9 protein-coding genes are annotated in these 15,704 nt (G+C 62.8%); 5 read left to right on the plus strand and 4 right to left on the minus strand.

The window, feature by feature from the left end:
- The first annotated feature begins 301 nt into the window (after positions 1-301).
- From kaiC to CKO25_RS03355, 5 genes are all read left to right on the plus strand, one after another.
- Positions 302-1,768 (plus strand): circadian clock protein KaiC, encoded by a 1,467-nt coding sequence (gene kaiC, locus CKO25_RS03335; protein WP_200386509.1) that lies wholly within the window; start codon positions 302-304, stop codon positions 1,766-1,768.
- Between the two features lie 38 nt (positions 1,769-1,806).
- Positions 1,807-2,085, plus strand: coding sequence for a circadian clock KaiB family protein (locus CKO25_RS03340; RefSeq protein ID WP_371829695.1), 279 nt, complete (start codon positions 1,807-1,809; stop codon positions 2,083-2,085).
- Positions 2,086-2,116: 31 nt separating this feature from the next.
- Positions 2,117-2,518, plus strand: a complete 402-nt coding sequence (locus CKO25_RS03345) for a circadian clock KaiB family protein (protein WP_200386511.1) — start codon at positions 2,117-2,119, stop codon at positions 2,516-2,518.
- 56 nt (positions 2,519-2,574) lie between these two features.
- The gene (locus tag CKO25_RS03350) at positions 2,575-4,653 is read left to right on the plus strand and encodes an ATP-binding protein (RefSeq protein WP_200386512.1); all 2,079 of its coding nucleotides are present in this window, start codon (positions 2,575-2,577) and stop codon (positions 4,651-4,653) included.
- Positions 4,654-4,737: 84 nt separating this feature from the next.
- Positions 4,738-5,409: a response regulator transcription factor gene (locus CKO25_RS03355; protein WP_200386513.1), complete on the plus strand. Its 672-nt coding sequence runs from the start codon at positions 4,738-4,740 to the stop codon at positions 5,407-5,409.
- Positions 5,410-5,466: 57 nt separating this feature from the next.
- On the opposite strand, the gene CKO25_RS03360 is transcribed toward CKO25_RS03355, so the two are convergent.
- The 4 genes from CKO25_RS03360 to purD all read right to left on the minus strand — a co-directional run bounded on the left by CKO25_RS03360 (position 5,467) and on the right by purD (position 15,670).
- A complete protein-coding gene (locus tag CKO25_RS03360; RefSeq protein ID WP_200386514.1) occupies positions 5,467-8,916 on the minus strand; it encodes a PAS domain-containing hybrid sensor histidine kinase/response regulator in 3,450 nt (1,149 codons plus the stop codon).
- The gene (locus CKO25_RS03365; protein ID WP_200386515.1) at positions 8,909-12,910 is read right to left on the minus strand and encodes a CBS domain-containing protein; all 4,002 of its coding nucleotides are present in this window, start codon (positions 12,908-12,910) and stop codon (positions 8,909-8,911) included. The genes CKO25_RS03360 and CKO25_RS03365 overlap by 8 nt, the downstream gene beginning before the upstream one ends.
- Positions 12,911-12,939: 29 nt before the next feature.
- Entirely contained in the window at positions 12,940-14,112 is a 1,173-nt protein-coding gene (locus CKO25_RS03370; RefSeq protein WP_200386516.1) for a response regulator, read from the minus strand.
- Positions 14,113-14,380: 268 nt separating this feature from the next.
- Positions 14,381-15,670 (minus strand): phosphoribosylamine--glycine ligase, encoded by a 1,290-nt coding sequence (gene purD, locus CKO25_RS03375; protein WP_200386517.1) that lies wholly within the window; start codon positions 15,668-15,670, stop codon positions 14,381-14,383.
- Positions 15,671-15,704 lie beyond the last annotated feature (34 nt).

Here is a 15,704-nt window from a genome sequence, read left to right on the forward strand (position 1 = left end):
TTTAATGTACGTAACATTACGTGTCAGTCTAGCTTGACATTGTAAAATGTCAAATTATTTTTACAGTCACATTTCAACGCTTTTGGCACGACACGCCAGGACTTCGATCTGCCCAAGGAAACTCTTTTCTCAGCTACTGATTGCCTTAGAATCAAGCTGAGCAGTGCCCCGTCTTGCACCTGATGGCCTCCGGGGCGGATTCATGGCGCTAAGCGCGAGACGCGTGCGCAACACTGGGCTGTCCTAGGATCGCGTTCGACCGGACGGATGCCGTCACACGAGGATGATCGAGCCAGCAACCATGATCGAATCGACCACAGATGCCTCCTCCGCTGCCGCTTCCGGGATCAGCAAGTGCCCGACCGGTATCTTCGGTTTCGATGAGATTACCGGTGGAGGTCTGCCGCGGGGACGACCGACGTTGCTGGCGGGTGCCGCTGGGTGCGGAAAAACCCTGTTGTCGATGGAGTTCATTGTTCGGGGAGCCCGGGACTTTGGCGAGCACGGGGTCTTCATGTCTTTTGAAGAGAGCGAGCAAGAACTGATCACCAACGTGCGATCGTTGGGTTTCGACCTGGCAACACTAGTCACCACGCAACGCGTCGCGCTGGATGCGGTGCGGATCGAGCGCAGTGAGATTGAGGAGACCGGCGACTACGATCTCGAGGGGCTCTTCATTCGTTTGGGCAGTGCCATCGACGCAGTGGGTGCGCGCCGTGTCGCATTGGATGGCGTGGATGCTCTGTTCGCCTCGCTGCCGAGCGAGGCGATCCTGCGTGGAGAGTTGCGTCGCCTCTTCCGCTGGCTCAAAGCTCGAGAGGTGACCGCAATCATCACCGGTGAACGCGGTGGGGGCACACTCACGCGACATGGCCTGGAGGAATACGTGAGCGATTGCGTCATCTTCCTCGACCACCGCATCAGCAACCAGGTCGCGACGCGGCGGCTGCGGATTATCAAGTACCGTGGATCGCGCCACGGGACCAACGAGTATCCGATACTGATCGACGCGCAGGGCTTCGGCGTGTTGCCGATCAGCTCCGCGGGCCTGGATCATCGGGTCTCGCGCGACTGTCTCTCCACCGGCATCGATGGCCTCGACGCATTGTTAGGGCGACGAGGTTATTACAAGGGCAGTAGCGTGTTGGTGTCCGGCACCGCTGGTGCGGGGAAGAGTAGCCTGGCGGCGGCGTTCGCCGATAGCGTCTGTCATCGGGGCGGACGTTGCCTGTACTGGTCTTCGGAGGAGTCCCCGGATCAGATCGCGCGCAATATGGCTTCCATTGGATTCGATCTGGAACAACATTTCACCAGCGGCCGGCTCTACTGCCATGCTGTCCGACCGACCCTCTACGGCCTGGAGGATCATCTGGCACGACTCCATAGGATCGTTGGGGCGCTGAAACCCGACGCCGTCATCTTGGATCCAATCTCCAGCTTTACCGCTGTTGGCAACCTTGCCGAGGTGAGGATCATGTTGACCCGAGTCATCGATTTTCTCAAATCGGCAGGGATCACGGCATTTTTCACTGGATTGACACAGGGTTCCGAGCCGGTCCACCTCGAACGTACTGAAGAGTGCGTCAGCTCCTTGATCGATACCTGGTTGCTGTTGCGCATGACAGACGTCGCCGGCACGCGCAAGCGGCTGCTCCATATCCTGAAGAGCCGCGGCATGGCGCATTCGCACCAGGTCCACCAACTCCTGCTGGATGACTGCGGCGTTTCTGTTGTGGCCGCTGCCAGCAACCCCGGAGAACCGAGGTGACGACCTCGAGCGAGCCCTCCACGTGCGAGGTGGAACAGGTGAGGGGGTGGTGCCTCCGCCTCTACGTGGCTGGGAGCAATCCGCGCTCCGTGCGTGCTTGCGAAAACCTCAAAGTGCTCTGTGAGACCCACCTAGCCGGCGAGTACGAGATCGAGATCATCGACCTCCTCGAGAACCCATCATTGGCGCGTGGTGACCAGATCGTCGCCGTACCCACCCTCGTGCGCAAGCTGCCGGAGCCAGTCCGCAGGATCATCGGCGATCTATCCGATACCGAGCGCGTTCTCGTTGGACTGGACCTGCGCCCACGCAGATGATCGAGTCACCATCAACCAAGGGGGAATTGCCATGACCGTGACCCGCTTTCCGGCATCGGATACGCATGCAACCGACGGGAATCCGCTCCCGAGCGACTCGGGCTATGGCGTGGCGGCGTTACCCGACGGGCCTGACCTAGGCTATGTGCTCACACTCTATGTGGCGAGCCTCACTCCACGCTCATCGGCCGCGATTCAATCGGTTCGAGACGTGTGCGACAAGCATCTCAAGGGACGATATTCGCTTGAGGTGGTTGACATCTACGAACAACCATCCTTAGCCAAGCGCGAGCAGATCCTCGCCGCACCGACCCTGATTAAGCATCTGCCGCTGCCGCTGCGACGTCTGATCGGCGACATGGCCGACGAGCATCGCGTGTTGTTAGGCCTCGACCTGCGAACGCGTGACGCCAGTCAGAACCCATCGGCATGACAGACACACCGCCGCCGCTCTCTGATCCGAATTCCGCGCCGCAAACGGATCGCTCCGTGACGACCTTGCTGCAGGAAAATCTGGATTTGCGGGCGTGCTTGGAGGAGGCTCAGGACGCACTGCGGGCGATTCGTGAAGGCGAGGTCGATGCCGTCATCGTCAGCGGGAGCCAAGGCGATCGGGTGTTCTCGTTGATGGAGACGGAGAATTTACACCGACTCATGGTGGAGACCATGAACGAGGCCGGGCTCGCCATCTCACTGGAAGGCATCTTGCTCTATGCCAACGATCGAGCCTGTGCGTTGCTACAACGAACCCGCAGTGGTCTGCTCGGGCATGCGATCGATGAGTTTGTCGGTCCGCTCGACCGTCAGCGTCTCTGTAAGCTCTTGGACGCATCACAGACAGGAACCGCCGACGATCGCATCGTCTTCCTCACGGATGCCGAGGCGGAGGTCCCCATGCATCTCTGGGCGAGTCGTCTACCACGGTGCGATGGGGATATGATCTGCCTCGTAGGGACGGACCTGAGTCGACTCGAAGCCGACCAGGCCCTGCTCGATCGGCTCCGCGAACATCAAGAGGCGCTCAAGGCGTCTCGCGCGCAAGCACTAGAGTCGATGTCGCAGGCCCTAGCCGCCCGTGAACAAGCCGCGCGGGCGGCTCACGAGTTGCGCGAGAGTGATCGTCTGAAAGATGCCTTCCTCGCGACCTTGGCTCATGAGCTGCGCAACCCACTTGCTCCGATGCGCAATGCGCTGTCGATCCTGCGACTCGAGGAGATCGATCCGAGCACCCTAGTCACGGCGCGCGAGATGATGGAACGCCAGCTCCTGCACTTGATTCGATTGGTCGATGACCTGATGGAAGTCGCACGCATCACCCATGGCAAGATCGATCTGCGGAAAGAGCGCCTTGAGTTGACGGAGGTCATCGATAGCGCAGTGGAAACCGTGCAACCGCTCCTAGACGCAACCGGTCAGCTGATCGAGGTCGAGCGTGCATCAGAGCCTGTGTGGCTGGAAGGAGATCGGATCAGACTGTCACAGGTCTTTGGAAATTTGCTCAACAATGCGATTAAATATACGAATGCAGGCGAGGTGATCCGCATCCGGGTGCAACCAAAAGGGGAGGGTGTCGAGATCTCGATTCGCGACCCAGGTATCGGAATTTCCCCGGAAATGCTGCCACGTGTCTTCGAGATGTTTGCTCAAGGACGCGTGTGTGCGACACAGCGCGAGGGCGGCCTCGGAATCGGCTTGACCCTGGTGCGCAAACTGGTCGAGTTGCACGGTGGTCGCATTGAGGCGTTGAGTGAAGGATCTGGACAGGGCAGTGAGATGCGGGTCTATCTGCCGCTTGGCGTCCCGTGCACACCGCGTCGCCCGTCACGCGCGGCCCGTCACCAGAGTGGAGGTGTTCAGGCCAGCACTTTGGCCAAGCATCATATCCTGGTTGTCGACGATAATCGGGATGCGGCCACGAGTCTCGCGACGCTCCTGCGATACCAGGGCGCCGTGGTCCGGATTGCCTATGACGGACGATCGGCGCTGGACGCACTCGAAACAGAACCCGCTGATGTCGTGATTTTGGATATCCGCATGCCTGATCTCGATGGTCGAGAAGTCGCACGTCGCATCCGCATGCGACCTGAGTGGAACGACATCCGGCTGATCGCCATGACTGGGCTGGGCGAAGCGGCGGATCGGCAACGCTCTCGAGAGGCTGGGTTCGACGTGCACTTGGTCAAACCCGTGTCCATCGAATCTCTCGACGAACTGTTCAGGGACCCTGTCACAGGGTATCGAGCAGAAGAACAGAGCGGTCCGAACCGCTCACTCCCGCCGCGGGTCCCGCGGGAGTGGGCGCTGTCACCGGATCACCTGAATGAACCGTCGCTCGTCTCCCTGATGATGCATGATCTGGCGCAGCCATTGAGTTCGGCAGCATGTTACGCCGTCGCCGCGCGCACCTTGGCTGAGCGCCCGACTGCGCGAGCCGCGACACTCGACGCCGCGCTTGCGGGTATCGAAGGGCAGCTTAAGCTCGCCAGCCGCAGCTTGGAACGTCTCCGTGATTACCTCCTGCAGGACGAGTCGGGACGGGATCGATTCAGCACCTGTGTTGGCGAATGACGCGCTCGGCTCGATGGATTGCCATCAACGATGCTCTTCCCTTGCATGGCTCAGGATGTGCGTTTGCCACCCGCGGAGCGTGACATGAGCACTGCACCCGTCGCCTTTATTGTCGATGATGATCCAGCGCTGCGCGACGCACTCTGCATGCTGCTGGAGTCAGTCTCCATCCACTGCAGGTCTTTTGCTGGCGCAGAAGAACTCTTGCTCTCCGGGGCCCTGATGCAAGCCGGCCCAGCCTGTTTGATCGCCGACGTTCGCATGCCTGGCATCAGTGGCATGACCTTGCTTGAACGACTGCGGCGGGATGGCATCCGTATCCCAACGATCGTGGTCACCGCTTACGGGGATATCCCGATGGCCGTGCGGGCCATGAAGCTTGGTGCAGTCGACTTCATCACCAAACCAATCGATCCTCAGGCCGTTCTGGAATTGGTGCAGAAAACTCTCGAGACACTGACGACTCCGCGAGCGCCCGACGCCGCAGCCAAGATCGAGACACAGCTGCGGTGCTACGCGACCTTGACGCCGCGCGAGCAACAGATTTTCCAGCGGATTACCGCCGGTGAGAGCAATCGCATGGTGGCCGATGCCCTGGGTATTAGCATCCGGACCGCGGAACTCCATCGCGCGCGGGTCATGAAGAAGATGCAGGCTCAGAACCTCGCCGAACTGACGCTGATCTGGGTCTCGATCCAGGATCACCTGGGCCAGGATGGCGCAGCGTCCCAACCAGAGCGCGCCCGCAGCCGCTGAGCCTCGCGTTTCAATTGTGCGGTTGCTTTCGTGTCACCCATGAATCACGGCCGCGCCTCACTCAGCGCGGGCGCGACGTAAGGTTTCCAATGCTTGAGCATAAGCACCACGCGCGATCTCCTCATGGAGCTGCCGGTGATCTTCTGCAAACATGGGCGTGGCTAGACCCTCAAGTTCGTCCCATGCCTGCAAAGCCCGCGGATCGCCTTCGGAGAGTAGGAACTCCAATTGGGCCAGAAGGACCTGCGCGATGGCCGGATTCGCGTTCGAGGTCGCGCCTCTGACCATTGCCGGCTCGGCTGTCGCGCCGTCGTCCGCGATCCGGGGCTCCGAGAGCAGGGTGGAGATTGGCGGCGCCGGCCGATCATCCCGGCGCAGACGCGCGGTCATCCAGAAGAGACTGCCTTGCCCCGGGGTGCTGGTCACACCGACCTCGCCACCCATCAGGGTCGCCAGTCGTTTGACGATCGCCAGGCCGAGTCCAGTGCCACCATGGCGACGCGTCGTCGAATCGTCGGCTTGGGTGAAGGGCTGGAACAGACGCGCTTGCTGATCCGGTGTTAAACCCGCCCCTTGGTCCTCCACCTCTAGACGGAAGAGAATACTGTCTGTGCTCTCTTCGGCCAGCATCGCCCGCACCTGGATCTCGCCTTGCTCGGAGAACTTGATGGCGTTGCCGAGAAAATTGACCAGGATCTGCTCCAGACGCATTGGATCCCCAATCACTCGCGCCGGCAGGCGCGGATCGATCGTCGTCAGCAGTCGAAGACCTTTCTCGGACGCACGCGCACCGAGCAGGCCGACACCCTGCTCGATCGCCGTCGCCGGCGTGAACGGCGTTTGCTCTAAGACAAGCCGACCGGACTCGATCTTCGACAGATCGAGGATATCGTCGATGATGAGCAGCAGATGAGACGCGGCATCGCCGAGCTTCTGTAGCCTGGTTCGCGCGGCGGGCGCGGTTACCTCCTTCAGCAGTAAATGATTCAGCCCGAGAATGGCGTTCATCGGGGTGCGAATCTCATGGGTCATGTTGGCCAGGAACCGTGTCTTCGCCCGGTTTGCCGCATCCGCCGCGTCGCGTGCCTCGGCGAGCTCCGAGGTCCGCTCCGCGACCAGATCCTCTAGGCGATGGCGATACTGCTCGAGCTCGGACTCGGCCACCTTGCGCCGAGAGATATCGAAGAAGGTCACGACGATCCTCTGCATCCGACCCTGCTCATCATGTAGCGGATGCGCCTCGCAATGCACCCATACGGGAGCGGTGCGGTCAGGTCTGACGATGCCCAGCGTCACGCCCTGAAGAGCCTGTCCGGTCTCGGCGACACGCTGGACCGGATAGGCATCCACCGGTACCTGGGTGCCATCCTCATGAATGAAATGCCACCTCGGGTCGACGGCGGCGAGTCCCTGCATCTGCTCGAACGTCAGCCCTAAAAGATGCGACGCCATCGGGTTAGCGTACAGAATCCGGGTGTCGGGTGCGTGCGCGACTAAACCGGCATAGAGGTTGTCGACCAGCGTGCGGTAGTTGCGCTCGCTCTCGCGTAAGGCCGCCTGGGCGTCCAGGCGGACCATGGAATCGGCGGCGGTATCGGCGATGGTTTCCAGCATTCCCAACCATTCGGACGCCTCTGGACGTCGCCGCACATCACCGAGCGAGAGGGTTCCCAGCACCCGCTCGCCGACCTTGATCGGAATGCAGATGAAGGTCACGGCGCCGAGTGCCCGCAATGCCGGCAGGGCGTACTCGGGTCGCTGATTGGCATCGTGCTCCACCAATGCTTCGCCGTGCGTCGCAACCCAGCCGGAGAGCGTCTGCTCGACCGGGACACGCAAGGGCTCGTCCAGCGACCCCGGAATCCCGACGGCGCCGACAAAGACCATCTCTCCGGAGGCACTGTCGTAGGTCTCGATCGCGACGTGGGGCCAAGCAAGCCGCGTGGACAGCAGCTCGGCGAGGGCTTGGCAAAATTGGGCCGCGTCGTCCGAAGAGACCGCCAAGCGGGCGGCGGCGGCGAGTGTCTCGCGCGCCTGCTGCTCCCGGATTCGCTCGGTGATATCGGCGTAGGTGACGACGACGCCGTACCCGGCCAAGGGCAGATGCGTGGCCACCACGCCGAGCCAGGTGACCTCGCCATGCGGCTTGCGGATTCCCATTTCGGCACGATGTAAACCCCGCGTGGTCTGCAAGGCCAGAACACTCGGGTATTCCGATGTGGACATGGGTGTTCCGTCCGGGCGGATCAGGTCCCACGCAGCGCCGCCGAGCGTGCGTCGCAGCTGCTCTTCGCGCGAGATTCCGAGGATGGACTCGGCGATGGGATTGGCCTCGACGATCGTGCCATGTTCGTCAGCGACCGTAATCCCGAGCGGAAAACTGTTGAACAAGGTGCGGTACTTGGTCAACGTGACATCGAGCGACTGCTCCGTCTGTCGATGCGCATCCAGTTCCAAGGCCAGGCGCGCAGCCTGCGCGCGGAACTTGGTGATCGCATGCACGAGACCGGCAAGGAGCACACTGACGAGGATCCCGACGAGGGCGGTCGAGCAGACCTTCAGGGCACCGATGGACAGCCCGCCGGTCGCCTGGCTCGAGAACACCAGGGTCCAATGGTGGCCGTTAAACTCGAGCGGGAGGCTCAAGACGCCGGCCCCCACCGGCGACTCGGCGACGGGTGCCTCGCTCTGACTGTCGTAGAGCAAGGTTGCGGGCGCGACGGTGTCTCCATCGTAGACGGCGAGACGGATCCGCATTCCATCCCTCTGCTCCCATCCGCCCAGAATGCCGCGCATCAGGTCATTCATGCGGTAAGGGCTATAAACCCATCCCGCCAGGGCGGCGCGACGCTCCTCGATGGTCGTCACCGGCATGCCGGCTCGGTAGACCGGCACATACATGAGTGCGCCGGCCTGCACGTCTTCGTCGGTCTCCTGGACCAGGCGGACCCATCCTGACAGGGCCGCGATGTCCCGATCACGTGCCTCCTCCATCGCGGCCCGTCGCACCGGCTCGGAGAACATGTCATATCCGAACGCGCGCAGATTACGATCGCTGAAGGGCTCCAGATAGACGATCGTGGAGTAGAGCGCGCGCTCGTCATCGGGCCAGACACGGTAGTCCGGAAACCCCTCTCGACGCATCGCATCGACATGCGCCGGCAACAGTTCGGGCGTGATCAGGAGGGAGAATCCGACGCCCTGGATCCCGGGTAGCTGGTCGTCGAGCCGCAGGCCGACAACAAAGGTCCGCCATTCTTCGCGCGTGACCTCCTCGGAAGCAGCGAACAGGGCCGCACCGCTGCGCAGGATCTGCGCATGCGCGGCGAGTCGGAGCTGAATGCGATCGGCAATTTCCTCCGCCACGAAGGTCCGCTCGTACCGGGCGAGTGCCTCGACCTCGGCTCGAACCACAAGGGTGAGGAACACAGTGCACAGCAGCCCCGAAAGCAGTGTCACCCACGCTGGCCAGGCCGAGCGGCGCAGGATGGGTCTTGGATCATCCATCGCGCGCATGGGTAACCAGACGCAGCGTGTTCAGCGCCTGCTCGAAGTCGAAATTCTCGACCTGGGATCGGAATCGTGCGGCATGCGTCCCCAAAATCGCCTCGATCAGGGGTGCGGACTCAAACACGAGGTCTTTGGCGCGCGTATTATCCTCGGCCAAGAGCGTCTCGAGCTGGGCTAGAACGATCGGTGCCTGCGACCAATCCAGGTCGGGGGGCGCACTCGCTTCCGCGCTCAACGCCAAGCGGATGCCCTGGAGAAGCGGAGTCAGAACGGCGTCCAAGGCCGTCATGCCGGCCTCCAAGTCCGACGTCGATGCGCCGGTTTCGACGCGCTCCACAAGCTCGCCCGCGCGAGCACCCAAGGCTGTCGCACCTAGCGTTGTCGAGAGTCGTTTCAGCGTTCGCGCTAGGCGCTCGACCTCATTGAGTTCGCCCGCCGCCAGGCGACGGCGCAACACCGACACAGCGTCGCCATGCGCCTGGGTAAACACGTCGAGCACACGCCGATACCCGGCATGATCGGAGCCGACGGCACGCAGTCCGGCCGCGACATCGAGACCACGAATCGTCGCCAATTTGCCCGTCAAGGTCGCCTCGTCGACGCGGCTCGCGGTCGACGCATCGCCCACTGCGAGCGCCCCCGACATCGGCGGAAGCCAGCGCAGGAGTACGCTATAGAGCCGCTCGGGTTGCACTGGTTTGCCGATATGGTCGTTCATTCCGGCGTCCAGACAGGCCTGACGATCGTCCTCGAAGACATTGGCGGTCATGGCCAGGATCGGCAATGTCTCGCGACCGGGCAGGTGACGAATCGCCTTGGTCGCGGACAGACCATCCATCATCGGCATCTGCACGTCCATGAGGACCAGTGCATAGTCACGCTCGCGCGCTAAGTCCACCGCCTCCTGTCCGTTCTCGGCAATGTCCACGATCAACCCGAGTCTGCGTAGCAGCTCGCTGGCCACCTCGGCATTGAGCGGATCATCCTCAACCATGAGCAGACGAACCCCACGATAGCGTCGCGCCAGACGTTCCTCCAAGTCAGCGGACGGCTGGAGATGGAGATCATTCACAGCCCCCGGAGTCGAGCCCTTGTCGTCACGCAGCGGGATCTCGACCCAAAATCGGCTTCCCTCCCCCGGCATGCTCTCGACCCCGACCTCGCCGCCCATCAACTCGGCTAGCCGTTTGCAGATGACCAGTCCGAGACCCGTACCGCCGTAACGGCGGGTCGTGGAATCGTCGCCTTGGGTGAAGGGCTTGAAGAGTCGCTCGCATTGGCTCGGGGTCAGACCGATGCCCTCGTCCGCGACCTCGAGGCAGAGCAAGCGCCGACCCTCATCCTCTTCTCGGATTCGAGCACGGACGCGAATCGTGCCCTGCTCGGAAAACTTGATCGCGTTGCCGAGATAATTCAGCAGAATCTGGCCGAGCCGGTGGGCATCGCCAAACAGCACGGCCGGGATGCGCGGGTCCACTGACTGCTCAAGGGTCAGTCCCTTGGTCGTCGCGCGCTCGCCAAGGAGACTGAAGGCGTGTTGAATCAGAGCAACGGGCGAGAAGCTGGTCTCCTCAAGCGTCAACTGACCGGCCTCGATCTTGGAGAGGTCGAGGATGTCGTTGATGATCGACAGAAGATGCCGGGCCGCATCCACGATCTTCCCGACCTGAGCACGCGGCTTAGGATCGGTCACCTCGTGCTCCAGCAGATGGCCGAGACCAATGATGGCGTTCATTGGCGTGCGTATCTCATGACTCATGTTGGCCAGGAAAGCGCTCTTGGAGCGGCTGGCCGCCTCGGCACCCTCCTTGGCCTTGGCCAGCGCAAGCTCGGTACGACGGCGCATGATGATCCGCCACAGATCGTCTCCGACCAACTGAAGCTGCTGGCGGTCCGTTTCGTCGTAGTCGATCGGCTTGTTGCCTACGCCGATGAGCATGCGGACCTGCGCCCCCTCCTTGATGGGTACGCCGAGATGACGCATGAGCACGGCATGTCCCTGCGGGTAGCCGTGGCGGCCGGACATCGTCTGAACATCGTTATGGATGACGGCTTGCCCGGTGCGCAGGGTATCCGCCCAGATCCCGGCCTTGGATACCGGGTAATGCGTGTCGTATTCGGCCGCGCAGTAGGCCAGCGTTCCGCGCGACCAGGTGCAAAGCTGAATGGTTTCCTGATTCTCGTTGACGAAATGAAGGTAGCCGATGAGACTGTCGGTCAGATCGACGGCGGTGTCGATGCCCGCCTGCATGAGCTCGGACTCGCTCAAGCTCGGTGCCGCCTGACTCAAGTCGAATAGGGCCTTCAGACGCCGGTCGCTGCGCATGAGATCGCGGTTGGCGGCATCCAGTTCGGCGGTCCTGGCATCGACGAGCGCCCGCAAATGATGCCGGTGCAGATCCAGCTCTGCTTTGGCGAGGGTACGCTCGGTGATGTCCGTCACGATCGCGACGACATAGGGATGCCCCGCGATCTCGATCGCACGATTGCCCACCCGTACATACCGGATGCTGCCATCCTTGTGACGATGCAGGGTGTCGAAGTCGCCCCGACCGTCTCTTAGGATCATGCGCAGGCCATCACGCACGCCGGCCAGATCACGCTCGGCCTGAACATCCGCGATTCCGAGCTGGGCGAATTCCTCGCGGGTGTAGCCGAGCGCCTCGCAAGCGGCATCATTGAACTCGACGAAACGAGTGGTCTCGGCATCGACCAGAATGATGCCATCGCTGGCCTGCACAAAGATGGCGCGATAGACCTCCTCGCGCTCGCGCAGCGCATCCTGGGCCTCGCGCAGCCTGGTGATGTCCATTGCGGTGCCGACCGCGAGAGCGGGACATCCGTCAGGGTTTCGGCGTACAACACGCCCACGCGTCTGGAGCCACACCCAGCGGCCGTCTCGATGGCGACTCCGATACTCGCATTCGATCAGCGGTTCACCCGGCGCAAAGGCCGCCTGGAAGGCATGCATCGCGGTGTCGCGATCATCCGGATGCACGGACTCCAGCCAGGCAGCCCGATCAAGTGGGGTCTCGACCCCTCGAAGACCGAGCAGATCGCGCATCGTTTCGTCGCGATAGAGCAGATCCGCGCCCAGGTCGAATTCCCAGAAACCGATGCCGGATGCATCGACGGCCATTCGCAACCGCTGCTCGGTATGGGCTTGCGCTCCCAACAAGCGCTCGGTTCGGCGCTTGGTCTCGTCGTGCAGGAGGTTGAACCCGATCCGCTCCATCAGGTTATGCAGCGTCAACATCCCCATGACCTGTCCGTTGGCATCCACGACCGCGAGATGCCGCAGGCCCTCTTGTTGCATCAGGCACGCGGCATCCGACACGGGGCTGTCGTCGCGGATCATCCGCACGGGCGATCGCATCACATCGCGCACGATCAAGTCCCGGGCCTGTGCGCCCCGCCTTGCCAAGAGATCGGGAATGTCGCGCTCGGTGAGGATGCCCAGCGGGCGCCGCGCCTCCACGATCAGCACATAGGAGGCGCGGTACTGCAGCATGAGCCTGCGCGCCTGTGCGACGGACGCATTGGGCGGCATGAGTGGCAGGTCGCGATCCATCACGGCGGTCAGGTCATCGAGCTGCTTGAGCAGGCGCAGCGTTAAATAGCGACGAAAGTCGGTCTCGCTCGCGACTCCGACGGCCTTGCCGCTCGGGTCGATCGCCACCAAGTGGCGAATCTGGTGATCGAGGGCCTGGAGGTAAGCGGAGGCGAAATCGGTCTCCATGGGGATGGCGAGCACCGGTGCGCTCATCACCTCGGCAACCGGCCGGTCGAGATTGACCTCCCGGTCTAGCAGTCGCAGCAGATCACGCTCGGTCAGGATCCCTAAGGGCTGCTCATTCTCAAGCACGAGGATACATGAGAGTCTTTCCCGCGCCATGGTCCGAACGGCATCGCCGAGCGGGCTGTCTGGCATCACGTATTGCAGCGCCCGCGACATGATGTCGGCGAGCGTCAGCTCGATGGCATCCGACATCGACACACTCCTTGAACGATACGAGTCATTCAGGTCGATCCCGGGCTGGCAGGCTCGGGCGCGGTTGATTCGCACCGCCGCGCGACCTGGTGAATGCGGCGCGAGTCGCTGTCGGCGAAGCGCACGGCAATGTTCTGGAATGCCTCGCGCCGCAGCATAAAGGCGTCGACCACATCCGGATCGAAATGGGTGCCGCGTCCCTGCTCGATGATGGACACGGTCTCATCGAACGAGCAGGCACGCTTGTAGACACGCCGGCACATCAGCGCGTCGAAGACGTCCGCTAGCGCCATCAACCGGGCGGCGATCGGGATTGCATCGCCCTTGAGACCCTCCGGATACCCGGAGCCGTCCCATTTCTCGTGGTGATAGTGCGCGATCTCCTTGGCGATCGCCAAGAAGGCAATTGGGCACTCGGCATCGCGCTCGGCCAGCTCGATCGCCTCGCGGCCCAGACGGCTATGCGTCTTCATGATCTCCCATTCCGCGGGTGTGAGCTTGCCGGGCTTGAGCAGGATGTGATCGGGCACGCCGACCTTCCCGATGTCGTGCAGCGGTGCTGACTTGACCAACAGATCGATGGTCTGCTCGGTGAGAAAAGGCGCAAAACGCGGGTGCGTGCGCAAGGCGTCGGCGAGCAGCCCGACGTAGCCTTGGGTGCGACGCAGATGGTTGCCGGTCTCGGGATCCCGGATCTCCGCCAGATGCGCTAGTGCGCGAATGCTCGCGTCCTGGATCAGGATGTTCTCCTGCATGCGACGCGATACCTCGGCCTCGAGCAGTAGATTCTCGTTGCGCAGACGGTCCCGAGCGGTCTTTAGTTCGAGTTGAGTCTTGATTCTGGCAAGAACGATCGCCGGCTTGATGGGCTTGGTGATGTAGTCCACCGCGCCGAGCGCAAGACCGCGCTCCTCGTCGATCGCCGTGTCTAAGGCTGTGACGAAGATCACCGGAATGTCCGCGGTTGTCGGCTCGGCGCGCAGCCGCCTCATCACCTCGTAGCCATCCATGTCCGGCATCATCACGTCGAGCAGAATCAGATCGGGACGCGGTTCGGCAAGCGCCTGCAACGCTCGCCGGCCGGAGCGAACGGCGCGGACACTGTAGGCCGGACTCAAGAGATCGGACAGAACGGTCAGGTTCTCGACCATGTCGTCGACAATGAGAATGGTCGCTAGGGCCGTGCGGGTATCCGTCAACATCAGCACTAACTCCTAAACCGTAGCTAAGACGCTGTATCGCAGTGATTGCTGAACCAAGACGGGAACTCCTCCGGCTCTGCCGTGGGATTGTGACCTCATCGTCTCGTGGTCAAGTTGGCCTTCTTTTCCATGATGGTCAAGAAGTCGGAAGATCAGGATCGAACGCTGTCCGAGCGCTGGCGCGCGGCCTGGCACGGCACATCGGCTGCTGTTGCGAGCGGGCCCGTGACCGCGATCACTGACCCTGTCCTGTGTAGTGAGCCGACGTTTAGCGCGATCGCTCGCGCTCAATCGCCCGATAACCGATGTCGCGCCGGAACTGACAATGTTCCCAACCGATCCTTTCAACGGCCTGGTAGGCCAGGGACTGGGCGGCCGAGACGCTGTCGCCGAGTGCGGTGACGCAGAGGACGCGTCCGCCGTTGGTTAGGATCGCCGATCCATCCGCTTTGGTGCCGGCTTGGAAGACCTTGACGTCCGCGGGCAACGCGGCGTCCAGACCGCTGATCGGGTGGCCGGTCGCGTAGCTGTCCGGATAACCGCCGGCCGCCATGACCACGCCGAGCGCGGGACGCGGATCCCAAGCGGTTGTCACCTGATCAAGACGGCCTGCGATCGCGGCGAGGCAAAGCTCGACCAGGTCTGACTCCAGACGCATCAGCAGCGGCTGAGTCTCGGGGTCACCGAGCCGGCAGTTGTATTCGAGCACCTTGGGCGTGCCGTCGGGCGCGATCATGAGCCCGGCGTAGAGGAAGCCGCGATAGGGGATGCCCTCGGCGGCGAGTCCGGCGACCGTCGGCTCGATCACCTCGCGCAGGATGCGCTCGTGGATGGCGGGGGTGACGATAGGCGCGGGCGAGTAGGCGCCCATGCCGCCGGTATTGGGACCACGATCGCCGTCGTCGCGCGCCTTGTGGTCCTGCGAGCTGGCGAAGGGCAGGACGTGCGCGCCGTCGACCATGACGATGAAGCTCGCCTCCTCGCCCCGCAGCCATTCCTCGATGACGACCCGCGCGCCGGCCTGGCCGAAGCGCCCGGCATCGAGCATGTCGAGCACGGCGGTTTCGGCGGTCGCGAGGTCCTCGGCGAGAATCACCCCCTTGCCGGCCGCGAGCCCATCGGCCTTGATGACGATGGGTACCCCCACCTCGCGCAGATAGGCGAGCGCGGGCGCGGGTTCGGTGAAGACGCCATAGGCGGCGGTCGGGATTTGATGACGCGCCAGGAAATCCTTGGTGAAGGCCTTGGATCCCTCCAGTTGCGCGGCGGCTTGGCGTGGCCCGAAGCAGCGTAGACCGGCGGTCTCGAAGGCATCGACGAGACCGGCGACCAAGGGCGCCTCGGGGCCGACGATGGTGAGGTCGATCGCCTGCTCGGTGGCGAAGCGGCACAGCGCCGGGATGTCGTCCGCCGCGATCGGCAAGTTCTCGACCTTGGGCTCGGTGGCGGTGCCGCCGTTGCCGGGCGCGACGAAGACACGTTCAGCGCGTGGCGATTGCGCGGCCTTCCAGGCGAGCGCGTGCTCGCGTCCACCACCACCGACGATCAGGATCTGCATACTGGTTGATTCCTCACGAGATGCGGTCGAGCCA

Origin of the sequence: Thiocapsa imhoffii (assembly GCF_016583985.1) — a bacterium.
Classification (GTDB): domain Bacteria; phylum Pseudomonadota; class Gammaproteobacteria; order Chromatiales; family Chromatiaceae; genus Thiocapsa; species Thiocapsa imhoffii.

Coding starts and splice junctions, on each gene's coding strand:
- CKO25_RS03360 (WP_200386514.1), bottom strand. CDS start 8,916: ATGGATGATCCAAGACCCATCCTGCGCCGCTCGGCCTGGCCAGCGTGG.
- CKO25_RS03365 (WP_200386515.1), bottom strand. CDS start 12,910: ATGTCGGATGCCATCGAGCTGACGCTCGCCGACATCATGTCGCGGGCG.
- CKO25_RS03370 (WP_200386516.1), bottom strand. CDS start 14,112: ATGTTGACGGATACCCGCACGGCCCTAGCGACCATTCTCATTGTCGAC.
- purD (WP_200386517.1), bottom strand. CDS start 15,670: ATGCAGATCCTGATCGTCGGTGGTGGTGGACGCGAGCACGCGCTCGCC.
- kaiC (WP_200386509.1), top strand. CDS start 302: ATGATCGAATCGACCACAGATGCCTCCTCCGCTGCCGCTTCCGGGATC.
- CKO25_RS03345 (WP_200386511.1), top strand. CDS start 2,117: ATGACCGTGACCCGCTTTCCGGCATCGGATACGCATGCAACCGACGGG.
- CKO25_RS03355 (WP_200386513.1), top strand. CDS start 4,738: ATGAGCACTGCACCCGTCGCCTTTATTGTCGATGATGATCCAGCGCTG.